The organism is Streptomyces hyaluromycini (assembly GCF_002217755.1).
Classification (GTDB): Bacteria; Actinomycetota; Actinomycetes; order Streptomycetales; family Streptomycetaceae; genus Streptomyces; species Streptomyces hyaluromycini.
This window is the reverse complement of the sequence record NZ_BCFL01000016.1, coordinates 213,355-237,256: the sequence shown is the minus strand read 5'-3', so window position 1 is coordinate 237,256 and position 23,902 is coordinate 213,355. Positions and strand designations below refer to the sequence as shown.

General features: G+C 71.0%; 18 protein-coding genes and 5 tRNA genes. 13 read left to right on the top strand and 10 right to left on the bottom strand.

Annotation, left to right across the window (positions count from 1 at the left end):
* Window positions 1–38 precede the first annotated feature (38 nt).
* Window positions 39–2,132 (top strand): serine/threonine-protein kinase, encoded by a 2,094-nt coding sequence (locus SSP29_RS01120; RefSeq protein ID WP_107436127.1) that lies wholly within the window; start codon window positions 39–41, stop codon window positions 2,130–2,132.
* 156 nt (window positions 2,133–2,288) lie between these two features.
* Here SSP29_RS01120 and SSP29_RS01115 read toward each other — a convergent pair whose 3' ends face one another.
* The 8 genes from SSP29_RS01115 to SSP29_RS01080 form a co-directional block, all read right to left on the bottom strand.
* Entirely contained in the window at window positions 2,289–2,870 is a 582-nt protein-coding gene (locus SSP29_RS01115) for a GTP-binding protein (RefSeq protein ID WP_046729246.1), read from the bottom strand.
* Window positions 2,851–3,420, bottom strand: a complete 570-nt coding sequence (locus SSP29_RS01110) for a DUF742 domain-containing protein (RefSeq protein WP_089098549.1) — start codon at window positions 3,418–3,420, stop codon at window positions 2,851–2,853. The genes SSP29_RS01115 and SSP29_RS01110 overlap by 20 nt, the downstream gene beginning before the upstream one ends.
* A 96-nt stretch (window positions 3,421–3,516) precedes the next feature.
* Entirely contained in the window at window positions 3,517–3,930 is a 414-nt protein-coding gene (locus SSP29_RS01105) for a roadblock/LC7 domain-containing protein (protein ID WP_005479603.1), read from the bottom strand.
* Between the two features lie 10 nt (window positions 3,931–3,940).
* The gene (locus SSP29_RS01100; RefSeq protein WP_089098548.1) at window positions 3,941–7,207 is read right to left on the bottom strand and encodes a sensor histidine kinase; all 3,267 of its coding nucleotides are present in this window, start codon (window positions 7,205–7,207) and stop codon (window positions 3,941–3,943) included.
* 392 nt (window positions 7,208–7,599) lie between these two features.
* The gene (locus tag SSP29_RS01095) at window positions 7,600–8,175 is read right to left on the bottom strand and encodes a GTP-binding protein (protein WP_046729249.1); all 576 of its coding nucleotides are present in this window, start codon (window positions 8,173–8,175) and stop codon (window positions 7,600–7,602) included.
* A complete protein-coding gene (locus tag SSP29_RS01090) occupies window positions 8,156–8,554 on the bottom strand; it encodes a DUF742 domain-containing protein (protein ID WP_019058642.1) in 399 nt (132 codons plus the stop codon). The genes SSP29_RS01095 and SSP29_RS01090 overlap by 20 nt, the downstream gene beginning before the upstream one ends.
* A gap of 110 nt (window positions 8,555–8,664) precedes the next feature.
* Window positions 8,665–9,078, bottom strand: a complete 414-nt coding sequence (locus SSP29_RS01085) for a roadblock/LC7 domain-containing protein (protein ID WP_003973453.1) — start codon at window positions 9,076–9,078, stop codon at window positions 8,665–8,667.
* Window positions 9,079–9,087: 9 nt separating this feature from the next.
* Window positions 9,088–13,035, bottom strand: a complete 3,948-nt coding sequence (locus SSP29_RS01080) for a sensor histidine kinase (protein ID WP_089098547.1) — start codon at window positions 13,033–13,035, stop codon at window positions 9,088–9,090.
* A 569-nt stretch (window positions 13,036–13,604) separates the two neighbouring features.
* On the opposite strand from SSP29_RS01080, the gene SSP29_RS01075 reads away from it, so the two are divergent.
* The 10 genes from SSP29_RS01075 to SSP29_RS01030 all read left to right on the top strand — a co-directional run bounded on the left by SSP29_RS01075 (window position 13,605) and on the right by SSP29_RS01030 (window position 19,985).
* Entirely contained in the window at window positions 13,605–13,793 is a 189-nt protein-coding gene (locus SSP29_RS01075; RefSeq protein ID WP_089098546.1) for a hypothetical protein, read from the top strand.
* A gap of 124 nt (window positions 13,794–13,917) precedes the next feature.
* Window positions 13,918–14,703, top strand: coding sequence for a fumarylacetoacetate hydrolase family protein (locus SSP29_RS01070; RefSeq protein ID WP_089098545.1), 786 nt, complete (start codon window positions 13,918–13,920; stop codon window positions 14,701–14,703).
* Window positions 14,696–16,210, top strand: a complete 1,515-nt coding sequence (gltX, locus tag SSP29_RS01065; RefSeq protein ID WP_245882994.1) for a glutamate--tRNA ligase — start codon at window positions 14,696–14,698, stop codon at window positions 16,208–16,210. Before SSP29_RS01070 ends, gltX begins: the two co-directional genes overlap by 8 nt.
* Window positions 16,211–16,402: 192 nt before the next feature.
* Window positions 16,403–18,652, top strand: a complete 2,250-nt coding sequence (locus SSP29_RS01060) for a FlgD immunoglobulin-like domain containing protein (protein ID WP_145968835.1) — start codon at window positions 16,403–16,405, stop codon at window positions 18,650–18,652.
* Between the two features lie 27 nt (window positions 18,653–18,679).
* Complete coding sequence (locus SSP29_RS01055) at window positions 18,680–19,435, top strand: HAD family hydrolase (protein ID WP_089098543.1); 756 nt, start codon at window positions 18,680–18,682, stop codon at window positions 19,433–19,435.
* A gap of 91 nt (window positions 19,436–19,526) precedes the next feature.
* Window positions 19,527–19,598 (top strand) — tRNA-Gln (locus SSP29_RS01050).
* A gap of 21 nt (window positions 19,599–19,619) precedes the next feature.
* Window positions 19,620–19,692: transfer RNA gene (locus SSP29_RS01045), tRNA-Glu, on the top strand.
* A 28-nt stretch (window positions 19,693–19,720) separates the two neighbouring features.
* A tRNA-Glu gene (locus tag SSP29_RS01040) sits at window positions 19,721–19,793 on the top strand.
* Window positions 19,794–19,813: 20 nt separating this feature from the next.
* Window positions 19,814–19,885: transfer RNA gene (locus SSP29_RS01035), tRNA-Gln, on the top strand.
* Between the two features lie 27 nt (window positions 19,886–19,912).
* A tRNA-Glu gene (locus SSP29_RS01030) sits at window positions 19,913–19,985 on the top strand.
* Window positions 19,986–20,039: 54 nt separating this feature from the next.
* Here SSP29_RS01030 and SSP29_RS01025 read toward each other — a convergent pair.
* Window positions 20,040–20,684, bottom strand: coding sequence for a MerR family transcriptional regulator (locus SSP29_RS01025; RefSeq protein WP_089098542.1), 645 nt, complete (start codon window positions 20,682–20,684; stop codon window positions 20,040–20,042).
* Between the two features lie 92 nt (window positions 20,685–20,776).
* On the opposite strand from SSP29_RS01025, the gene SSP29_RS01020 reads away from it, so the two are divergent.
* Window positions 20,777–21,289: a DUF4188 domain-containing protein gene (locus SSP29_RS01020; RefSeq protein WP_089099740.1), complete on the top strand. Its 513-nt coding sequence runs from the start codon at window positions 20,777–20,779 to the stop codon at window positions 21,287–21,289.
* A gap of 256 nt (window positions 21,290–21,545) precedes the next feature.
* Here the strand turns inward: SSP29_RS01020 and ndgR are convergent, their stop codons facing one another.
* On the bottom strand, window positions 21,546–22,262 hold the full coding sequence (gene ndgR / locus SSP29_RS01015; protein ID WP_089098541.1) for an IclR family transcriptional regulator NdgR: 717 nt from the start codon (window positions 22,260–22,262) through the stop codon (window positions 21,546–21,548).
* A gap of 206 nt (window positions 22,263–22,468) precedes the next feature.
* On the opposite strand from ndgR, the gene leuC reads away from it, so the two are divergent.
* Complete coding sequence (gene leuC, locus SSP29_RS01010) at window positions 22,469–23,899, top strand: 3-isopropylmalate dehydratase large subunit (protein WP_089098540.1); 1,431 nt, start codon at window positions 22,469–22,471, stop codon at window positions 23,897–23,899.
* Window positions 23,900–23,902 lie beyond the last annotated feature (3 nt).

The following is a 23,902-nucleotide window of genomic DNA, read 5'->3' as shown; positions in this document are numbered from 1 at the left end:
ACCGGACGGTGGTACCCGTGGGGCTGAGGGGCGGCGCGATGGGCAGACGGGAAGCTCCGGTTCCGGACGGTCCCTTGAAGGACTTCGCCGAGGGACTGCGTGAGCTGCGGGCCCAGGCACCCGGCTCGCCCACCTACCGGGAACTGGCGGCCCGCGCCCGCTACTCGTCCTCCGCCCTGTCGGACGCCGCGTCCGGACGCCGGCTGCCGTCGTGGGAGGTCACCGCCGCGTTCGTGACCGCCTGCGGCGGTGACGTGCGGCGCTGGCAGGACCGCTGGCGGGAACTGGACACCCGGCTGCGCAGCGGCCACGCCCCGGAGCTCCTGGCCGCCGTCGCTACGACGGACGCCGCTGCGACAGACGCTGTGACGACGGACGCCCCGGAACCCGGACCGGAGCTCACGGCCCCCGCCCCCTCTTCCGCCCCGCCCGTCACCCCCCTCTCCTCCTCCGACCCCGCGAAGGCGGGCCCTTACCGCCTCCTCGGTCGTCTCGGGGCCGGTTCGATGGGCGTGGTGTACCTGGGGGTGTCCCGGGCCGGGCGGCCGGTCGCCGTGAAGGTGGTGCGGGCGGACCTGGCCGAGGACCCGCACTTCCGGGAGCGGTTCACCGCGGAGGCGGCGGCGGCCCGCCGGGTGTCGGGGCCCTACACCGCGGCCGTGCTGGAGGCCGACACGGAGGCCGAACGGCCCTGGCTGGCCACCGAGTACCTGCCCGGACCGACCGTGGCGGAGGCCGTGGGGTCCGCCGGCGCGCTGCCTGCCGCGGTCGTGCTGGGCCTGGCCGCCGGCATCGCCGAGGCCCTGGCCGCCATCCACGGCGCCGGTGTGCTGCACCGCGACCTGACGCCCGGCAACGTCGTCCTGGACGACGACGGCCCCAAGGTCGTCGACTTCGGGGTGGCCCGCGCCGCGGACGCCGCCCGGCTGACCCGGACCGGTGTCCGCGTGGGCACGGTGCCGTTCATGGCGCCCGAGCAGGCCGACGGGCGGGCGGTCACCGCGGCCTCCGACGTGTTCGCCCTGGGCTGTGTGCTCGCCTACGCGGCCACCGGTGTGCCGCCGTTCGGCGACGGCACCAGTGGTGAGGTGCTGTACCGCATCGCGCACGCCGATCCGGACCCGGCCGCCCTCGACTGCGGTGACGACCGGCTGCGGGAGCTGATCGGGCGTTGCCTGGACAAGGATCCCGGGCGTCGCCCGACGCCCGAGGAGATCCTCGCGCTGTGCGGCGCCGACCGCCCGGAGGAGCTGGCCTGGCTGCCGACGGCCGCCGCCGCCCGGCTGGCCGCCCGGCGGAAGGAGGTCGACGACACCCTCGCCAGGGCCGCCACCCGCCGTACCGTGGTCCGCGTCCGGCTCACCGCCGTACCACTCGTCCTCGCCACCGGCATCGCCGTCGCCGTGGCCCTGAACGTCGGCCGCTCCGGGACCTCCACGCTCACCACCACGCCACCGGAGACCGGCGGCCCCACGGCCTCGGCCCCGGCCGCGGTGAGCCCGTCCGGCACGCCGTCACCCGGTGCCCGGCACTCGGCCACTCCCGGCCGCTCGGCCTCCGGGGCCGCCCTTTCGGGCCAGGGCGCCACCGGTACGCGGACGGCGTCGCCCTCCCCGAGCGCCCCGGGCGTCGCCACCAGCCGGACCCCGACGGTCACCTGGACCGGCTACGCGGGCACCGGCTGCGCCTCCGCGGGCGCGGCGAGAACCGGCTTCAACGCCAAGGAGGGGGCCTGGAAGGAGACCACGGGCGGTGCCTATCTCCACGGCTGCGGTGCCGCCAGGTACATCAACCTCTACGACGACCACGACGACGGCTGGACCGCCAACGCCGACTGGGTCTTCACCCCCGGCACCAAGGCCGACGCGTGCAGCTTCCGCATCCACGTGGCGACGGGCACCTGGGCCACCACGGCCCACTACAAGGTCTACGACGTGGACAGCACCGTCGACGGCCAGGCCGACTACAAGTACGCCTTCACCTTCGACCAGCACACCTACGACGCGGGCGGCTGGTACACCACCCGCACCTATCCCTTCCACACCGGCACCATCGACCTGACCCTGACCAACACGGGCCCTACGGGCGGCCGCGGAGTCGTCGCCGACATGGTGACGGCAACCTGCTCCTGACAAAAAACCGAGGGCCCCTTCAAAGAAGGGGCCCGAGGACGCGCCCCTTCAGGGGCGCGGGGCTCAATCTATGTGCGGCTCCGCCGCGTGGGCGCGACCAGCCACGATCTACCCGCAGTCGGCGTACGACCAGCCGTGGCAGCCCAGTCGCCGGAACTACCGGAGCCGAGCCATCAGGGCGTGCTCCACGAGAGTGATCAGCGCCGACTTCGCATCGGCACGATGCCTCGCGTCGGTCGTGATGATCGGCGTGTCCGGCCCGATCTGCAGGGCCTCGCGGACCTCTTCGGGGTTGTAGGGCTGGTTGCCGTCGAAGCCGTTGAGGGCGATGACGAAGGGCAGGCCCGAGTTCTCGAAGTAGTCGACCGCGGGGAAGCAGTCGGCGAGGCGGCGGGTGTCGACCAGGACGATCGCGCCGATCGCGCCTCGTACCAGGTCGTCCCACATGAACCAGAAGCGGTCCTGACCGGGGGTGCCGAACAGGTACAGGATCAGGTCCTGGTCCAGGGTGATACGGCCGAAGTCCATGGCGACCGTGGTGGTCGTCTTGTCCCCGGTGTGGGTGAGGTCGTCGATGCCGGCAGACGCGGACGTCATCACGGCCTCTGTGCGCAGCGGGTTGATCTCCGAGACGGCACCGACGAACGTGGTCTTGCCCACGCCGAAGCCGCCCGCCACCACGATCTTCGCGGAGGTGGTGGAGCGGGAAGGACCGCCGCTAGAGCTTGCGAAGTCCACTGAGCACCCTTTCGAGCAGTGTCACGTCTGGCTGGCCACCGGCGTTCTCGTCGCCGCCGGGCTGATGGATGGCGACCAGGCCCGCCTCCGCCAAGTCGGCGACGAGGATCCTGGCCACGCCGAGAGGGATCGACAGCAGGGCCGAGACTTCGGCCACCGACTTGATCTCCCGGCAGAGGTTGCAGATCCGCTGATGCTCGGGCAGCTGGCCCTGCATCTGGTGCGGCTGCGCGGTGGTGTGCACCAGCGCCTCGATGGCGAGCTGGTACCGCGGGCGGGTCCGGCCACCGGTCATGGCGTACGGACGCACCAGGGGGTTGTTGGACCCCGAGGCCGGCGCCGGCTCGGGGCGGCGCTGCGGCTGCACCGGCTGGATGCGCGGCGCCGGCGGCTGGTCGTACGGCGAGGGACCGGGGCCCTGCGGTGCGTACGGCTGCCGGTGGCTCGGCGTGGAGGGGAAGTTGTACCGGTTCCCGGAACCGTCGCCCTGGCCCTGCGCAGGCCCGTACGACCAGTTGCCGTTATTAGAACCGCCTGGGGGTGTTGCCACTTTCTCTCCTCCTCCGACCGTGCCGGGCACCCATCCTTGTGGAGCCGCGTCCCGAAACCTTACGGCCCCGGGACGCCAAAACGCACCGCCTGACTGTTAGTTGAGAAGGCTTCCTTGGAGTTCCGCACGCAGATCCGGGGTAAGTACCGTGCCTGCGCGGTCGACCAAAAGGGCCATCTCGTACCCAATCAGGCCGATGTCGGCCTCCGGGTGGGCCAGGACCGCCAGCGATGATCCATCGGAAACGGACATGATGAACAGGAATCCCCGCTCCATCTCCACAACCGTCTGATTCACGCTGCCACCCTCGAAGATCCGGGAGGCGCCTGCCGTCAGGGACGTCAGACCGGATGCGACGGCCGCGAGCTGGTCGGCGCGGTCGCGGGGGAAGCCTTCGGACATCGCCAGAAGGAGTCCGTCGGCGGAGACCACCACCGTGTGGGACACCCCCGGGGTGTTGTCCACGAAGTTGGTGATCAACCAGTTCAGGTTCTGTGCCGCCTGGCTCATCGGGCTCACACTAACGCTCCTGGTTGTAGGTGCTGTCAGGACCGAAGCCCTGGCCGTTCGTTTCACTGCCTGCGTTGCGTCCGCGCTCGACGCCGCGACGCAGGTTGCTCAGCCTGCCCCGGATGTCCTCCGGGGCGCGGGAGACCTGTGGGCCTCCCTGAGGGGTGCTCTCGGCGGCTCCCTCGACCAGGTTGGCCTTGGGTACCCGCCTCGGCAGGCCGGAGGAGGTGACCCCGCCCGCCTTGGGCCTCCGCAGCGCCGAGGCCTGCTGCCAGCGCTCGTCGTTCTGCGAACGCCAGGAGCTGTCGCCGACCGGCTCCGCAGCCGGGGCCGCCGGTGCCGGAGCCGCCGGTGCCGAGGCCTGCTGCACGGGACCCGCGCCGTTCGCGCCGCCGCCGGAGCCCCGGCGGGGCAGCCCGGCGTCGGTCAGCCGGTGGCCCGCGGAGGGGGCCGCTCCCGGACGGTCGAAGCCTACGCGGTTCCGCTCGCCCACGTCACCGGCCTGCGTCGACTCCGCTTCCGGAGCGTACTGGGCCGGGTAGCCGTTCGTGTAACCGTCCTGCTGCGGCCAGTCGTCCTGGTAGGGCTGCTCGCCGAAGGCCGCGAACGCCTCGGCGGCCGCGGCCTGCGCGGCCGCGGGCCCCTCCTGGACCGGCTCCGCATAAGCGGGCTCCGGGTAGCCGCCGTTCACGAACGCGTCGGGCGAGAACGTGTCGTTCTGCGGCAGGCCGCCGTTCGGCGCGTAGTACTGCTCGTCGTACGTGCTCTGCGGCTGCTCCTGGTACGCCGGCTGCCCGTCGTAGCCCGTGGGCTGCTCCTGGAAGCCCGTACCGTTCGTGCCGTAGCCCTGCCCGCCGCTGTCGAACTCGTCGACGTACGACGGGATCTCCGCGGTCTCCTGCGGGGCCTGGGGGGCCTGCGGGAGCTCTGTGCCCGGTGCGGGCTGCGCCTGGGCCTCCAGGGCCGCACGGCGCTCCTCACGCATCAGGGAGCGGCCCACGGGGTCGAGGTCGCGGATGTCGTCGGGGACTTCGATGTAGCGGCTGTCGTCGAAGCCGAGTTCGGCCGCCGTACGCATCGGCTGGAGCTGCGGCTGGCTGAAGCTCTCGGCCTGGAACTGCTGCTCCGGGATGATCTGCGAGACGGTGAACTCGTCGCGGTCCAGCTGCTGTTCGCCGCCACCGCCGTGGGTGATCGCGTCCGGCAGCATGACCAGCGAGGTGGTGCCGGCCTGCTCGCCGGAGGGGCGCAGCTGGACGCGGATGCCGTGCCGGTCGGACAGCCGGCCGACCACGAACAGGCCCATGCGCTGGGAGATCGCGGCGTCCACGGTCGGCGGGTTGGCCAGCTTGTGGTTGATGTCCGCGAAGTCCTCGGCGGTGAGGCCGATGCCCTTGTCGTGGATCTCGATCATGACGCGGCCGTCGGGGAGACGGGTCGCGGTGACGCGGACCTTGGTCTGCGGGGAGGAGAACGTGGTGGCGTTCTCCAGGAGCTCGGCGAGCAGGTGCACGAGGTCGGTGACCGCGCGGCCGTGGATCTCGGCCTCCGGGACGCCGGAGAGCTCGACGCGCTCGTACTGCTCCACCTCGGAGGAGGCGGCGCGCAACACGTCGACCAGCGGGACCGGCTGGTCCCAGCGGCGGCCGGGCTCCTCGCCGGCGAGGACCAGGAGGTTCTCGCCGTTGCGGCGCATACGGGTCGCGAGGTGGTCCAGGCGGAAGAGGTTCTCCAGCTGGTCCGGGTCGGCCTCGTTGTTCTCCAGGTCGGTGATCAGGGTCAGCTGGCCCTCGATCAGCGACTGGTTGCGGCGCGACAGGTTGGTGAAGATCGCGTTGATGTTGCCCCGCAGCAGGGCCTGCTCGGCGGCGAGCCGGACGGCCTCACGGTGGACCTGGTCGAACGCGCGGGCGACTTCGCCGATCTCGTCGGTCGTGGTGATCGGGATCGGCGCCACCCGGGTGTCGACCCGGCCGGGGTCGGTGCGGGAGAGCTGGTCGACCAGCATCGGCAGGCGCTGCTCGGCGATGCCGAAGGCGGCGTTGCGCAGCTGGCGCATCGAGCGGGACATCTGGCGGGCCACCATGCCGGCCAGGATGAACGCGGCGAGCAGGGCGACCATGACCGCGGCGGCGGTGATGAACGCGGAGGTCTTGGCGTCGTCGGCGATGCTGGAGGCCTCGCTCACCGCCTTGTCGGCCATGTCCGACTCGATCGTGCGGTAGGCCTGGTACTTGAGGGTGTTGACCGTCCACCAGTTCTCGGCGGTGATGCCCTGGGTGGCCAGCGCCTGGCGGGTGCTCGCGTCGGTGTTCGGCAGCGTCGCCAGCGCCGAGACCATCGCGTTGTCCTTGGACGGCGGGGCCACGTAGTTCGGGTCCTTGGCCTTGGCCTGCTGGACCAGCGTGGCGCCGTCGGTCTTGATCTTCTTCTCGAGGTCGGTCAGCTTCTGCGCGTCGGCCTCGGTACCACCGCCGACGTACTCCTCGACGGCGATGCCCTCAAGGTAGGCGTACGAGGAGAGGGCGACCCGCTGGGTGGCCAGGTTGCCGGCGTCCGGACCGGGCTTGACCAGCAGGTGCATGCCGATCGACCGCTCCAGCGACAGGGCCGCCTTGGTGAGCGAGATGGCGTAGACGGTACGGCCGTAGGAGGTGATGTTTCCGGTGCCCAGACCGAGCTCGTTGGCGAACTCCATCAGCGGGTGGGCGACCTGGGTGTAACCCTCTTCCGTCTTCACACCGCCGAGCTTGCTGGTGTACGCGGCGGCGCGCAGGTTCGTGAGGGTGGGCTCCGCCTCGCGGAACAGCTTCAGGCGGCGCTCCAGGCCCGGCTTCTGCGGCATGTTCTGCGCGGCCGCGTCGAAGGCGTCGGCGGCCTTGTCGGTCGCGGCACGCGCCTGGGTGACCGTCGCCTTGTTCTTGTCCAGGAGCAGTGGTGCCGCACTGACGTCACGCTCGGTGTAGAGGGCGTCGCCGTAGGTGAGGGCGGCGCGGACCAGGCGCGCGGTGTTCTCCGCGTCCCGGGCCTCCTGCCAGGTGTCGATCGAGCTCTTCACCTGGAAGCCGCCCATGACCAGGCCGACGACCACGGGTATGAGCAGAATCGCGTTCAGCCTGGTGGGCACTCGCCAGTTCCGCGGGGAGAAACGGCCGCCGCTCTTCGCGGGCGCGGCCGGTGGTTCCGCGGCTGGCACAGGGGTGGGCGCCGCAGCGCGCGGCGGCGGGGTGAAGTTGCCCCGTGCCGACGGCTCGGGACCGTTCTTGCTTCGCCTCACTCGACCAACAACCTCTCGGCGGCGGGCACCTATCGTCGTGCCGCAGTCTCTCAGAGCCCGGTGTGTCTCAGACCACTACTCAGTACGTCTTTGACTATTGGGCAGTTCAGGCATTCCAGCACGTGGTCCGGTGCACTTCCAAACAGTCCATTGGGGCAGAGAGCGCCGATGTAAGCCCCAGATAAAACGGTCATAAAGAGCGAGCCCCGCCAAAAGGCGGGGCCATTGTGAGCGCAGCGGCACCGCGCGACCGCGACGCGTGGCGATACCACTGGATTCCTCTGCCGAAACGTTATGAACACCGGAGCCGACCGTGTCAAAGGCCACAGTCGGCTCCGGTTTCCATACGACAACTGCCGTACCCGACGTTCGACTTGGGTACGGCTCCGCGACTACCGCAAGCGCGCCATGAGGGCGTGCTCCACCAGCGTGATCAGCGCGCTCTTCGCATCGGCGCGGTGCCGGGCGTCGGTCGTGATGATCGGTGCGTCCGGTCCGATCTGCAGCGCCTCGCGCACCTCTTCGGGTGTGTAGGGCTGGTGCCCGTCGAAGCCGTTGAGGGCTATGACGAACGGCAGACCGCTGTTCTCGAAGTAGTCCACCGCCGGGAAGCAGTCGGCCAGGCGCCGGGTGTCCACGAGCACCACCGCGCCGATGGCACCCCTGACCAGGTCGTCCCACATGAACCAGAAACGGTCCTGACCGGGCGTGCCGAACAGGTACAGGATCAGGTCCTGGTCGAGCGTGATACGGCCGAAGTCCATGGCCACCGTGGTGGTGGTCTTGTCCCCGGTGTGGGTCAGGTCGTCGATGCCCGCCGAGGCGGACGTCATCACGGCCTCCGTGCGCAGCGGGTTGATCTCGGAGACCGCTCCCACGAACGTGGTCTTGCCGACGCCGAAGCCGCCCGCCACCACGATCTTCGCGGAGGTCGTGGCCCGGCCTCCGTCAGAGCTTGCGAAGTCCACTGAGCACCCTTTCGAGCAGCGTCACGTCAGGTGCGCCACCGTTGTTCTCGTCGCCGCCCGGCTGGTGGATGGCGACCAGGCCGGCCTCGGCGAGGTCGGCCACCAGGATCCGGGCCACCCCGAGCGGCATGGCGAGCAGCGCCGAGACCTCGGCCACCGACTTCACCTCGCGGCACAGGTGGCAGATGCGCTGGTGCTCCGGGAGCAGCCCCATGAGCGCTGCCGGGTCGGCCGTCGTGCTGATCAGTGCCTCGATGGCGAGCTGATAGCGCGGCCGGGTCCGGCCGCCGGTCATCGCGTAAGGACGTACCAGCGGCTGGTCGCCCTCGTCCCCGTACGGCTCCGCGTACGGATCATGAGAGGCGGTGGGCGGGGTCATCGTTCCTCCGGGCGGGACAGCAAGTCGGTCAGTCGTGCCGTCGGACGTGGCCGGTGGGGGGAATGTGGCGGCCGGACGGTGATTTGGTGAGGTGGGTTGGATCCGGGCGGTCAGTGGAGCAGACTGCCTTGCAGTTCGGCACGCAGGTCGGGCGTGAGTACCGCGCCCGCGCGGTCGACCAGCAGCGCCATCTCGTAGCCGACGAGGCCGATGTCGCACTCGGGGTGGGCCAGCACGGCGAGGGACGAACCGTCGGAGACGGACATCAGGAAGAGAAATCCGCGTTCCATCTCGACGACCGTCTGCGCCACGTTGCCGCCCTCGAAGATCCGGGAGGCCCCGGCGGTCAGCGAGGTGAGCCCGGACGCGACGGCCGCCAGCTGGTCGGCACGGTCGCGCGGGAAGCCTTCGGACATCGCCAGAAGGAGACCGTCGGCGGACACGACGACGGTGTGGGACACACCTGGGGTGTTGTCCACGAAGTTGGTGATCAACCAGTTGAGGTTCTGTGCCGCCTGGCTCATCGGACTCAACTAACGCTCCTGCTGGTGAGTGGGGCTCGGGAAGCTGCCGGTCTGCGGGCCGGTGCCGGCCTGCCTACCCTGCGCGATACCCCGACGGAGATTGGTCAGCCGGCCGCGGACGTCATCAGGCGCACGCGAGACCTGCGGACCGGTGTGGTGCTGTTGCTGCTGAGCCGTGCCCGGGACGAGGTTCGCCCGGGGCACCCGGCGCGGCAGACCGGAGGTGGTGACACCGCCCGCCGCCGGCTGCCGTACACGCTCCGCCTGCCGGACGAGGTCGTCGTTCGGGGAGGTGCGCCAGGCTGCCTGGGCGGGACGCTGGGGGGCCGCGGCGGCGGGGGCCGGCGGCTGGGAGGGCACCGGCGGGACCGGCGGAATCGACGCCGCCGAGCCGTTGCCGTTGCTCTGCTGGTGCTGCTGCTCCTGCTGGCCGCCGTGGAACCAGTTGGTCTCCAGCGTGTCGTACAGCGGGGTACGACCGTCACCGGGACCGCTGGCCGGCGGCAGCGCCTCCGGCTCCTGGCGGACCGGCGGCGCGGGCGGGACCGGCGGACGCTGCGGCGCGCCGAAGTCCATGCCGCGGCCGTTGGTCCCCGGACGCTCGAACTGGCCCGTGCCGTACTGACCGTTGCCGTTCTGGCTCTGGCCGTTGCCCGGGTAGCCGTTCTGCCGGCCGGGCAGGGAGTGCTGCCCGGTGGAGCCGCCGTCGAAGGACGGCGCGGCGAACTGGCCGGTGGAGCCGTTGTCGTAGGCCTGCGGGGCCGCGAACTGCCCGGTGTTCTGGGAGCCGTTCTGCGGCCCGGTCGGTCCGCCGAAGACATCGGAACGCACGAACTGGCCGTTGTCCTGCTGGCCGTTCACGTTCGGGCGGGGGAACGACCCGGTGTCCTGCGGGCCCGTCGTACCCGGCCGCGGGAACGAGCCCGTGTCGTGCTGGCCGTTGACGTTCGGGCGGGGGAACGAGCCGGTGTCCTGCGGGCCGGTCGTACCCGGCCGCGGGAACGAGCCGGTGTTGTGCACGCCGTTCGGCGCGTTGAAGTCCGGGCGCGGGAACTCGCCGGTCGACGGAGCCTGGGGGATCGCCGGCATCTGCGAGGTGGCGCCGAGTCCCTGCCGGTCATCGATGCGGGGCATCGGCGCCGTGTGGGTCGGGTCCTGCTCGTCGTGGCCGCGCGGGGTGTCCAGCGAGGCACGGGAGAGCGGCGGCTGGGCGTTGTCGTCGCTCCAGCTGGGCCGGCCCGCCGGCGGGTTGCCGCCGGGCAGCTCGGCCCGCGGGCCGCCGCGCGGCGGCAGCTGGGGCTGACGGCCCTGGTCGGAGGGGTTCGCGGAGCGCTGCGGCGGAACCGGGGCGCGGTTGCCGAAGGCGTCCTGGCCGCCGAAGGGGTCCTGCGAGTTGCCGAACGCGTCCTGGTTGCCGAAGGCACCGGCACCCGGGTTCGGCCGGCCCTGCTGGCCGCGCGCACCGCCCGGCGCACCGGGACGGCCGCCGTTCTGGCCCGCGCCGGGCAGCGCGGCCCGGGGACCCTGGCCGGCGCCGACCTGGCCGCGCGGACCCGCGCCGGCACCGAGCAGCCCGCCACCGGAGGGAGCGCCGGAACCGAGGGCACCACCGCGTCCGCCGGGCGCACCGGCACCGCCGAGCGCCGGGGCGGGGGCACCCGCACCGAGCGAACCGGGACCGCCGCCCTGGCCGTTGCCCCGCCGGGCCGCGGCCGCACCGGCCGCGGCCTGCGCGGCGGCCGGACCGCCGGACGGCGCCGGGGCACCGGGCTTGCCGGGAGCGGGCTTCTTGCCGCCCTGGGCGACGTCGACCGGCAGCATGACCAGCGCTGTCGTACCTCCGGAGTCGGACGGGCGCAGCTGGATCCGGATGCCGTGGCGCTGCGACAGACGACCGACCACGAACAGACCCATGCGGCGGGAGACGGAGACGTCCACGGTGGGCGGCGAGGCGAGCCGCTCGTTGATCGCCGCGAGGTCCTCGGGGGAGAGGCCGATACCGGTGTCGTGGATCTCGATCAGGACGCGGCCGTCGGGCAGCGCGTGACCGGTGACCTTGACCTTGGTCTGCGGCGAGGAGAACGAGGTGGCGTTCTCGAGGAGCTCGGCGAGCAGGTGCACGAGGTCGTTGACCACGCGGCCGGCCACTTCGGTGGTCGGCACGGCGGCCAGCTCGATGCGCTCGTACTGCTCCACCTCGGACGCGGCGGCGCGGAGCACGTCGACCAGCGGGACCGGGCGGGTCCAGCGGCGGCCGGGCTCTTCACCGGCGAGGACGAGGAGGTTCTCACCGTTACGGCGCATACGCGTCGCGAGGTGGTCGAGCTTGAAGAGGGAGGACAGCTGGTCCGGGTCGGCCTCGCGGGACTCCAGCTCGGAGATGAGCGAGAGCTGACGCTGGATGAGGCCCTGGGAGCGGCGCGAGAGGTTGGTGAACATCGCGTTGACGTTGCCCCGCAGGAGGGCCTGCTCGGCGGCGAGGCGGACGGCCTCGCGGTGCACGTCGTCGAAGGCCGCGGCCACCTGGCCGATCTCGTCCCGGGAGTGCACACCGACCGACTCCACGGACGTGTCGACGTCCTGCGGGTCGGACTCGGAGAGCTGCTTGACCAGCTCGGGCAGGCGGTCCTGGGCGACCTTGGTGGCGGTCTCCTGGAGGCGGCGCAGCGAGCGGATCATGGAGCGGGCCACGATGAAGGCGCCGACCAGCGACACGCCGAGGACCAGCAGGATCAGCGCGCCGGAGATGATCGCGGACTGCTCGGAGGAGGCGCGCAGCTCGCGGGCCTTCTGCTCCATGTCCTCAAGCAGCGTGTGCTCGATCTTCTGCATCTGCTCGATCTTGGTCGAGCTGTCGTCGACCCAGTCGAGGTACGAGCGCTTGCTGAGCTCGTTCAGACCGTTCTGGGCGCCGAGCGCACGCTTGGCGTAGGTGTCCGCGGCCTCGATCGTCGGGTTGTTGCCGTCGATCGGGCTGAGCAGGTCGGCCGCGTTGCCGGCGTAGATCTTCCGGAAGATCGTCAGCTCGGAGGTCTCGCTCTCCTGGGCGGACTCGCCGTACAGGCGGTCGTTCTCGGAGAGGTCGCCGGGGCTCGTGCCGTTGGCGGGCAGGGCCGCGGCGATGACGGCGCGCTGCACGGACGCGTACTCCTTGGCGGTGGAGAACGCCGCCAGGGCGCGGGTGCGCTGGATCATCTCCGGGTTGCTGGAGGCCTGCGCCATGTCCTGGGAGAGGTCGATCAGCTGGGTGATCAGCCGGTGGTAGGCCTCGACCGTCTGGGTCGAGTTCTCCTTCTGCTGATAGGCGTCCTTGCGGATCTTCGCCAGGTCGTCCAGCTGGCCGGCCAGACCGACGAGGCTGTCGCGGACGCCCTGGAGCTGACCGTTCTTGCTCGCGGTGTCGATTTCCTCGGAGGCGTTGAGGAAGTTCTCGCGGGCGCGGTCGGTGTCGTTCTCGAGGCCCGTGACCGCGGGGCTCGTGGCCGACCCGCCGTGCGCCAGCGGACCGGCCGTCTTGTCGCGCTCGGCCTGGAGCGCGGTGGCCAGCTCGGTCGCCTGCGTGGTCATGTCCGTCAGCAGCTGCATGTTGTCGAGCTGCTGGATGGAGTCGAGCGACTGGTTGATGCGCACCGCGCCCAGCGTCGTCGCCGCCACCACGGGGAGCGCGAGCAGCGACACCAGACGCGTGGAGATGCGCCAGTTGCGCAGGGCTATGCGCGAGCCCGGGTTGGACGGACCCTTCGCGGGCTTGACCGTAGGAGTCGGTGTGTTGGCCGGTTGGGGGCCCGAAGACGCCGACACGGCGGGGCGCCCGGAGCGCTCACCGCCGTCACCACCACCGCCGACCGGGGTCGGGCCCGGGTTCTGGGCGTGCTGGGGCGAGGAACCGCGGTCGGTCCCGCCGTGCGCCTCCGGCTCCGCCGGAGCGCTGCCATCCCTCTTGAAACGTCCCTGCACTAGCGTCGCAACCTCTGGACCAGGCGCCCCTCCGGGAACGGAAGGACACGGTGTCGGCGTTGTACCGGGAGCGCCCTGAATGCGCCCCCTGTTGGTCGTGAGTGTGACCGGCGCTGGCTCCCCCTGTCTCGCCGCCACTCGGCGCTGCGTTGCGCCCCCTGCGCGCCGGCTCGATCCTGCGGCGGTTCCGTGGAATTCCAGCACAGTGCCGGATCTCCAACAAGGGCCGTGGACCGAGCTGTGACCTGTGTGACAGCGTGTGAGTGACACGTTACGAGATGTGGAAGCCGATCGCGTACATAAAGGGCGTATCCCTGTCAGCTGCCGGTGAGCGGGCCGTGTCCCAGTCGCCATGATCAGGAGCGGAATGACAGGTTCAGTTCGTCAATGTCCGTTTCGTTGCGGTGAGTTGTCGGCCGGATATGACCGGTTTGCCCCTGACTCCGTGAGCAAACTCACATGTGGATCCAGGCCTCTTGGCGGCTTCGGCCGGGAATTCGATGTTTAGCCTGGCGCTTTACAAGAGGGAAGTCTCTGCCAACCCACACACGACGGGGTCCACTGCAACCGTGAAGACGACGATGATGTTCCGCAACATAGCCAACCCCCGCCGCACCACCCTCGCCCACCTCAAGGACGCCGAGGAACTGCAGACCCCCGAGCTGCCCGAGCACTCCCTCGACCTCCCCGCCCAGACCGCCAACCCCCGGCGCACCATCCTCATGGAGCTCCCGGCCGGGGCCTCGGTCGCGGAGTAGTACGGGACCCGGCCGCCGTTCACTCACCCACCCGGTCACCGGGTTATTCCGCGGCGGCCACCCCTTACCGCGTTAGCCTGGAGCGTCAGACTCCAGCCGGCTCAGTGAGGGGCGCAAGGATCCCGTGCGCATCGCCAGGTTCTCCATCGACGGGAACGTCGCCTTCGGCGCCGTCGAGGGCGACAAGCAGGACGAACTCGTCCTCGACATCATCAAGGGCATTCCGTTCGCGGACTTCGAGCTCTCCGGTACGAAGGTCCCGCTGAGCAAGGTCCGCCTGCTCCCGCCGGTGCTCCCCAACAAGGTCGTCGCCTACGGCCGCAACTACGCGGAGCACGCGAAGGAGCTGGGCAACGAGGTCCCGGACGCCCCCTTCGCCTTCTTCAAGCCGTCCACCTCGGTGATCGGCTCCGGCGACGACATCCAGTACCCCTCCTTCTCCCAGGACCTCCACCACGAGGCCGAGCTGGCCGTGGTGATCGGCCGCATGTGCCGCGAGGTCCCGCGCGAGCGTGTCGCGGAGGTGATCCTCGGCTACACCTGCGCCAACGACGTCACCGCCCGCGACGTCCAGAAGCGCGAGAAGCAGTGGGCCCGGGCCAAGGGCTTCGACACCTCCTGCCCGCTCGGCCCCTGGGTGGAGACGGACCTGGACCTCGCCACCGCGTCCGACCTGACGATCCAGCTCACGGTCAACGGGGAACAGCGCCAGCTCGGCCGGACGAGCGAGATGATCCACTCCATCGCGGACCTGATCGTCAACATCACCGAGGCCATGACGCTGCTCCCCGGCGACGTGATCCTCACCGGCACCCCGGCAGGGGTCGGCCCCCTCAGCGTCGGCGACGAGGTCGCCGTCACCATCGAAGGCATCGGCACTCTCACCAACAAGGTTGTCAAGCGTGGCTAGCGCACCCTCCCCCAGGCACTCGACTTCGCTCGCGCTGGGGGTACCCCCACGCGTACGTTTCTGTCCCTCGCCCACCGGTAACCCCCATGTGGGCCTGGTCCGCACCGCCCTGTTCAACTGGGCGTTCGCCCGGCACCACCAGGGCACGCTCGTCTTCCGCATCGAGGACACCGACGCGGCCCGCGACTCCGAGGAGTCGTACAACCAGCTGCTCGACGCGATGCGCTGGCTGGGCTTCGACTGGGACGAGGGCCCCGAGGTCGGCGGCCCGCACGCGCCGTACCGCCAGTCGCAGCGCATGGACATCTACCAGGACGTCGCCGCCAAGCTGCTCGACGCCGGCCATGCCTACCACTGCTACTGCTCCCAGGAGGAGCTGGACACCCGCCGCGAGGCCGCCCGCGCCGCCGGCAAGCCGTCCGGCTACGACGGCCACTGCCGCGACCTCACCGCCGAGCAGGTCGAGGAGTACAAAGCCCAGGGCCGCACCCCGATCGTCCGCTTCCGGATGCCCGACGAGACGATCACCTTCACCGACCTGGTCCGCGGCGAGCTGACCTTCACCCCGGAGAACGTCCCGGACTACGGCATCGTCCGCGCCAACGGTGCCCCGCTGTACACGCTGGTCAACCCGGTCGACGACGCCCTGATGGAGATCACCCACGTCCTGCGCGGCGAGGACCTCCTCTCCTCCACCCCGCGCCAGATCGCCCTCTACAAGGCGCTCATCGACCTCGGCATCGCCCAGCAGGTCCCGGCCTTCGGCCACCTCCCCTATGTCATGGGCGAGGGCAACAAGAAGCTGTCGAAGCGGGACCCGCAGTCCTCCCTCAACCTCTACCGCGAGCGCGGCTTCCTGCCCGAGGGCCTGCTCAACTACCTCTCCCTGCTGGGCTGGTCGCTCTCCGCCGACCAGGACATCTTCTCGATCGACGAGATGGTCGCGGCCTTCGACATCGGCGACGTGAACCCCAACCCGGCCCGCTTCGACCTGAAGAAGTGCGAGTCGATCAACGCCGACCACATCCGTCTGCTGGACGTGAAGGACTTCACGGAGCGCTGCGCCCCCTGGCTGAAGGCCCCCTTCGCGCCCTGGGCCCCGGAGGACTTCGACGAGTCGAAGTGGGAGGCGATCGCCCCGCACGCCCAGACCCGTCTGAAGGTCCTCTCGGAGATCACCGAGAACGTCGACTTCCTGTTCCTGGCGGAGCCGGTCGAGGACGAGGCGTCCTGGACCAAGGCGATGAAGGAGGGCAGCGACGCCCTGCTGGCCACGGCCCGCGAGAAGCTGGAGTCGGCCGACTGGACCTCCCCGGAGTCCCTGAAGGAGGCCGTGCTGGCCGCCGGCGAGGCCCATGGCCTCAAGCTCGGCAAGGCCCAGGCCCCGGTCCGGGTGGCCGTCACCGGCCGTACGGTCGGCCTGCCGCTCTTCGAGTCCCTGGAGATCCTGGGCAAGGAGAAGACCCTGGCACGGATCGACACGGCACTGGCGAAGCTGAGCGCGTAACACGCGGACGTACGTGAAGGGGCGCCCCGGAGTCTCCGGGGCGCCCCCCGCGCGTCCCCGAGCCGTCCCCGAGCCGCCCCCGAGCCGTCTCCGGGAGTTAACCCCTACGGCCAAGCCCCGCTTGCTGTGTGACCGTTGGATGTCCCCTGTGCGCGTGATGTGCATGCGCATCCGGTACAGGGGGTGGGGGACGTGACCCGTTCACGGCACGAATCGATCCGTTCGCGGAGACTGGCCACGGCCGTCGTCGCCGGAGCAGCGGCTCTGACCTGCGTCGCGGCGACCTCGCCCGCGCAGGCCGGGCCCGCGGTCCCCCTGCCGGTCGGGTTCGTCACGCTCAGGTCGTGGGAGCCGGCCTACGTGTACTACATGTGGGCGGGGGCGTCCGGGTTCCAGTGGGAACCCCGGACCTCCATCGGCCCCGGCACCTGGGTCGGCTACCCGGACTTCGTCCCGCCCGCGCACGCCGGCCCGGACGATCTGGCCACCGGCACCGACGTGGTCAGCACCTGGGACGAGGGTGCCAAGGTGACCCAGCAGCACCGTTCCACCGGCGTGACGGCCACCGTCACCATCCCGGCGGGCCAGACCTACCGGACCACGTCCGGCTGGAGCGTGCTCACCCAGGACACCTCCGGCACCCCGCACGTCCTGCGCGCCGCGGCCGACGGCTCCACCACCGACCTCCCCGTGACCGGACTCCCCGCGGGCGCCCGGCCCACCGGTTACGTCCCGGGCGGCTCGGTCCGCCGCGCCGCGATCGTCTACACCCTGGACGGCACCACCTCCGTCGGCCTCGTGGACCTGAGCGACGGCACCTTCCGCACCTACGTCACGGGAGTGGCCGCCGAACCGCCGGTCCGCTTCAACGACCGCTGGCTGGTCGCCGACTGGAGGTACATCCGCGTCGACGCGGCCTCGGGCACCCAGCCCACCGGGATGACGCCCTGGGGCGCCGAGCTGGTGGCCGTCGTCGGTGACCAGCTCCTCACCGGCAACCCGGCCTTCGTCCTGGGCGGCACCAAGCCCGCGCTGACGGCCCGCTCGCTGACCACCGGAGAGACCCGCACCGTCCTCGCGAACTCCTCCGGGGGAATGGGCCCGACCCCGGACGGCGGCGCGCTCGCCACCGCCGGCACCTCCAGCTTCGACTGGTACGTCCACCGCATCACCCCCACCGCGGACGGCGGTACCGCCACCAGGAAAGTGGCCCAGGTCCCGGCCGAGCCGATACGGGCCGAGGGGCTGGCCATGGCCGGCGGCGAGCTGTTCCTGGACGGCAGGCAGGGCAACGGCCACGTGATCTCCAGCTTCGCGCTCAACGCCGTCGGCGCGCCGGCCGGGCCCCAGACCCGGCGCAGCCCCACCCTGGCCGACCCCACCTGCCTCCCGGGCGACGCCGCCTGCCCCCAGCTGGAGGCCCTCGGCGACGGACACGTCACCCACCTGTTCACCGACTCCTCCGGCCGGGAGTACGTGATCGAGACCGGCCTCGACACCACCTCCCTGCAGAACGTCCCGACCGGCGACTCCAGGGGCCGCATCGCCGGCGGCACCGGCCGCTACGTCCTCTACAACGGCGGTACGCCCGGCGTCCAGAAGATCGTCGACTTCCCGCGCGGCGCCACGGCAGGCAAGATCCTGCAGAGCCGGAACCGCACCACCGCGGCCCTGTGGGGCCAGGTCCTGTGGACGCCCGGCAGCACCGAGGGGTCCATCACCGGCCACGACCTGAAGACCGGTAGGACCACGACCACGGTCACCACCGGCTCCCGGTGCGTCCCCACCGACATCCAGGCCGTCAACAGCCGCCTCTACTGGAGCTGCGGCGCCTCCGGCCCGGCCGGGGTCTACGACCGGGCGGCCAAGCGGAACATCCCCGTCCCCGCCGGCCCCTCCCCGGCCCGCCTCGGCGACGGCTTCCTGGTGCGCGAGAACCGGACCACCCACCAACTGCTGCTCACCGACGTCCACACCGGGACCGCGCAGACCCACGTCGTGGCCGTGCTGCCCACGACCGACCAGAACACCGGAACCAGCAACGGCCGTTGGGCCGTGGACCGGTTCGGCGGCCAGATCGCCTACCTCGGCTACTACAAAAAGGTGTGGATCGTCCCCAGCGGCGTCCCCACCTCGCCGCTCGCCCAGATGGACGCGCAGATCTACTCGCCGTCCGTCATCACCAGGTCGGCGCCCTGGTCCCCGGTGTGGCAGCTGAACAAGCCGTCCACCTGGACCCTGACCCTCGCCACCCCCTCGGGCACGGTCCGGCGCACCCTGACCGGCGCCTCCACGGGCGCGGCCGTCCGCCCGGCCTGGGACGGCACGACCGACAGCGGGGCCGCCGCCCCGACCGGCAGGTACACCTGGAAGCTCACCGCCCGTCCCCGCGACGGCCAGGGCCGGACCCTGACCCTGACCGGCACGATGACCCTTGGCTGACGGCGTCCGCGGAGTACGGTCGGTGTCATGACGATCAGGGCCGTGGTCTGGGACGTGGACGACACTCTCTTCGACTACACGAGTGCCGACCGCGAGGGCATGCGGGCACATCTGGTGGCGGAGGGGCTGCTCGCCGGCTGGGCGAGCGCGGAGGCGGCGCTGGTGCGGTGGCGGGAGATCACCGACCAGCAGTGGGCGCGGTTCGCGGCGGGCGAGCTCTCCTTCGAGGACCAGCGCCGCGACCGGGTGCGGGTGTTCCTGGAGAGGGAGCTGACCGACGCCGAGGCCGACGACTGGTTCCGCCGGTACCTGACGCACTACGAGTCCGTCTGGTCCCTCTTCCCGGACGTCGTGCCCGCCCTGGACGCACTCGCGGCCGGCTACCGGCACGCCGTGCTGTCCAACTCCAGCCTGCACGTCCAGGACCGCAAGCTGCGCACGCTCGGGGTGCACGACCGCTTCGAGGCCGTCCTGTGCGCCGCCGAACTGGGCGTCTCCAAGCCCGCGGCCGGCGCCTTCCTGGCCGCCTGCGAGGCGCTGGAACTCGCCCCGCACCAGGTCGCGTACGTCGGCGACCACCCGGAGATCGACGGGCGCGGCGCCGCCGACGCCGGGCTGCTGTCGGTGTGGATCGACCGCCGCGGACCGGCCGCCGCACCGGCCGCCGCACCGGCCACCGGGGCCGACGCCCCCGTCGGCCCGCACCGGATCGCCTCCCTCGCCGAACTGCCCGCGATCCTCCGCGCCGATACCCGTTTTGGAGCCCCGTCCACCTTCAGGTAATGTTCTTCCTGCGCCGCCGGGGAGCGGGCCGAAAGGCCGGAACCGGAGGCGCGAAACTAGAACAAGATCCCCTCAGGGGCTTGCGTTCCAGTGGCCTATGGTGTAATTGGCAGCACGACTGATTCTGGTTCAGTTAGTCTTGGTTCGAGTCCAGGTAGGCCAGCTCGCAGAGCTCATCTGCAACGCCCCCGTTGTGTAGCGGCCTAGCACGCTGCCCTCTCAAGGCAGTAGCGCCGGTTCGAATCCGGTCGGGGGTACGGAGATCTTCCACGGATGATCGCTAGGGCCCCCGTTGTGTAGCGGCCTAGCACGCCGCCCTCTCAAGGCGGTAGCGCCGGTTCGAATCCGGTCGGGGGTACGAACTGGTCTAAACCACATTGGTCTATGGTGTAATTGGCAGCACGACTGATTCTGGTTCAGTTAGTCTTGGTTCGAGTCCAGGTAGACCAGCTCGGATCTGCGGAAACGCAGATCTTCGCCCCCGTTGTGTAGCGGCCTAGCACGCCGCCCTCTCAAGGCGGTAGCGCCGGTTCGAATCCGGTCGGGGGTACATACAGAAGGCCCTCCGCTTCGGCGGGGGGCCTTTGCCGTACCGTACGGCGCCCTACCCGAAGCCGTAGCGCCGGGCCGTCTCCTCCTCCTGGGCCAGCCGGTGCAGTGCCTGGAGCATCGGCTCCACCAGCACCGCGCTGGCCACCGCGGCCTCCACCTTCTCCTCCTCCGACGGATGCGTCTCCAGGAAGTCCAGGTCGGCGACGGCCGCCTGGTACATCAACTTCGCGCGCGGCAGGAGGAGTTCGGCGTCCCAGTCGTAACCGAGCCGGCGGAACGCGGCCAGCGCGACCACCAGCCGGCGGTACGCGGGAGAGATCGTCGTCAGCTGCTTGGCGTTCTCCCAGCCGAGGGCGTCAAGGAGGGCGTCGGCCTCCCGGTGCGCGGCCCGCACGTACTCGTCGTCCTCGTCCGGCTCCGGCAGCTGCGGCAGTGCCCACAGGGCGGCGCCCACCCGGATCGTGCGGCCCAGCGAGTCGTCGTCGACATGCCCGAGCACCTCGCGGACCGTCGCCACGGGGATCCGCCCCACCTGGATCATCGCCCGCACCAGCCGCAGCCGCCGCAGGTGCTCCTCGTCGTACTCCGCGGTCGTGGCGTTGACCTGGCGGCCCGGCGGCAACAGCCCCTCGCGCAGGTAGTACTTGATCGTCGCGGCGGACACCCCGCTGCGCTCGCTCAACTGGGCAAGCCGCATGTCTTGCGCGCCTCCTTGGTAAGTGCCACTATCCAAACACCGACAGAAGGATAGTGCCGCTATCCGACAGGTCTCCGGGGGTGTCGTTCCTCATGTTCACCAAACCGATTCCGGGCCGTACGACCGCTGCCCGCGAGGGCGACGCGGTGGTCCTGCTCATCGGCATGCGCATCAACCACTTCTGGGCGGTCCACCAGTGGCTCCCGGTCATGCTGTCGATGTTCCGCATGCTGAAGGAGCTCGCACGGGACCCCGGCCGGGGGCTGCTCGGCCGCATCCTGCTGACGGCTTCGCCGCGGACGTACTACGTCGTCCAGTACTGGGAGTCGAAGGAGAAGCTGTACGCGTACGCGAGTTCGCCGGAGATGCTCCACCACGGGATGTGGAGCATCGTGAACCGCAAGGAGCGGGCGGGGAAGCTGCGGGGCCACGTGGGCCTGTGGCACGAGACGTACGTGGCGCCCGAGGGCGCGTACGAGTCGATCTACTTCGACATGCCGGAGTTCGGCCTGGGCGCGGCGAGCGGAGTGCTGCCGCTGGAACGCCGGGGGCGGTACGCGAAGGACCGGTTCGCTTACAGGAGCGCCGACAGCAGCGCCCCGTAAGGGGCGCGGGGAACTGCGCGACCAGCCACGACGGCGCGGCAGACGACCGGCGGCCGCAGACGCTCCGCCGTGGGGGCTCCGGTCACTGGGCGAGTGCGGGCAGTATGGGGTTGGTCGCGCCCACGCGGCGGAGCCGCATATCGATACAGCCCCGCGCCCCTGGGTGGGGACAGTCCCCTGCGGAAAAAGTCTCACCCCCTGAGAAAGGGCCCGCCGCGGCGTTGAGGCCGGCCTCTTTCTCCGGGGGTGTCGGCTCTCAGCCGGTGCGGCGCAGCGCCTCCGACAGGCGGGCCGCCGCGTCGATCACGGCCTGGGCGTGCATGCGGCCGGGGTGGCGGGTCAGGCGCTCGATGGGGCCGGAGACGGAGACGGCCGCCACCACGCGGTTGGACGGCCCCCGCACCGGCGCCGACACCGACGCCACGCCCGGCTCACGCTCGCCGATGGACTGGGCCCAGCCGCGGCGGCGGACACCCGAGAGGGCCGTCGCCGTGAAGCGGGCGCCCTGGAGGCCGCGGTGCAGCCGCTCCGGTTCCTCCCAGGCCATCAGGATCTGCGCCGAGGAACCGGCCTTCATCGTGAGCGTCGAGCCGACCGGGACCGTGTCCCGAAGGCCGGACAACCGTTCCGCGGCGGCCACGCAGATGCGCATGTCGCCCTGGCGGCGATAGAGCTGCGCACTCTCTCCGGTGATGTCGCGGAGGTGCGTCAGCACCGGGCCCGCCGTCGCGAGCAGGCGGTCCTCACCGGCCGCCGCGGCCAGTTCCGCGAGTCGCGGACCGAGAATGAAACGGCCCTGCATGTCGCGTGCCACCATGCGGTGGTGTTCCAGAGCCACGGCCAGCCGGTGGGCCGTGGGTCGTGCCAGTCCGGTGGCCCCGACCAGACCCGCGAGGGTGGCCGGACCGGACTCCAGAGCGCTCAGGACAAGGGCCGCCTTGTCCAGAACGCCGACGCCGCTACTGTTGTCCATGCAACGATACTCACGTCTCACTCTGTGAAACGCAAGTTCAATTTTCCGTGGAACGCGCCACCCTGGAATCACACAGTGGCCCGCAGACCAACGGGCCCGGCGGCGGACGCCCGGAACCACGACTTCAGGGGCCCGGTACAACGGGCAGCCGCCTCCTCAAGATCTCTAGTTGGGCCGGTGCACGTCTGCCGGCCGGAGGGAAAGCGATGGGTAGGACACTCGCGGAGAAGGTCTGGGACGACCACGTCGTCCGGCGCGCCGAGGGCGAGCCCGACCTCCTCTTCATCGATCTGCACCTGCTGCACGAGGTGACCAGCCCGCAGGCCTTCGACGGGCTGCGCCAGAACGGCCGCCAGGTGCGCCGCCTCGACCTCACCATCGCGACCGAGGACCACAACACCCCGACCCTGGACATCGACAAGCCCATCGCGGACCCCGTCTCCCGCGCCCAGCTGGAGACGCTGCGCAAGAACTGCGCCGAGTTCGGGGTGCGCCTGCACCCGCTGGGCGACGTCGAGCAGGGCGTCGTGCACGTCGTCGGCCCGCAGCTGGGCCTGACCCAGCCCGGCACGACCGTCGTCTGCGGCGACTCCCACACCTCCACGCACGGCGCCTTCGGCGCGCTGGCGTTCGGCATCGGCACCTCCCAGGTGGAGCACGTGCTGGCCACCCAGACGCTGCCGCTGGCCCGCCCCAAGACCATGGCCATCACGGTCGACGGCGAGCTGCCCGACGGCGTCACCGCCAAGGACCTGATCCTGGCGATCATCGCCAAGATCGGTACCGGCGGCGGCCAGGGCTACATCCTGGAGTACCGCGGCTCCGCCATCGAGAAGCTCTCGATGGAGGCCCGGATGACCATCTGCAACATGTCGATCGAGGCCGGCGCCCGCGCGGGCATGATCGCCCCCGACGAGACCACCTTCGCGTACCTCAAGGGCCGCGCCCACGCCCCCGAGGGCGAGGACTGGGACGCGGCGGTCGCGTACTGGAAGACCCTGAAGACGGACGCGGACGCGGAATTCGACGCCGAGGTGCACATCGACGCCGCCGCGCTCTCGCCGTTCGTCACCTGGGGCACCAACCCGGGGCAGGGTGCGCCGCTTTCGGCGGACGTCCCCGACCCGGCTTCGTACGAAGACGCTTCGGAGCGCTTCGCCGCCGAAAAGGCCCTGGAGTACATGGGGTTGGAGGCCGGCCAGCCGCTGCGCTCGATCAACGTGGACACCGTCTTCGTAGGCTCCTGCACCAACGGCCGGATCGAGGACCTGCGCGCCGCGGCCGAGATCCTCAAGGACCGCAAAGTCGCCGACGGCGTACGGATGCTGGTCGTCCCCGGCTCCGCGCGGGTCGGCCTCCAGGCCGTCTCCGAGGGTCTGGACGTCGTCTTCAAGGACGCCGGCGCCGAATGGCGGCACGCGGGCTGCTCGATGTGCCTCGGCATGAACCCCGACCAGCTGGCCCCCGGTGAGCGCTCCGCGTCCACCTCCAACCGCAACTTCGAGGGCCGGCAGGGCAAGGGCGGGCGCACCCACCTGGTGTCGCCGCAGGTCGCGGCCGCCACGGCCGTCCTGGGCCACCTGGCCTCGCCCGCCGACCTGTCCGACGCCGACGTTCGCACGCCCGCTGGAGTCTGATCA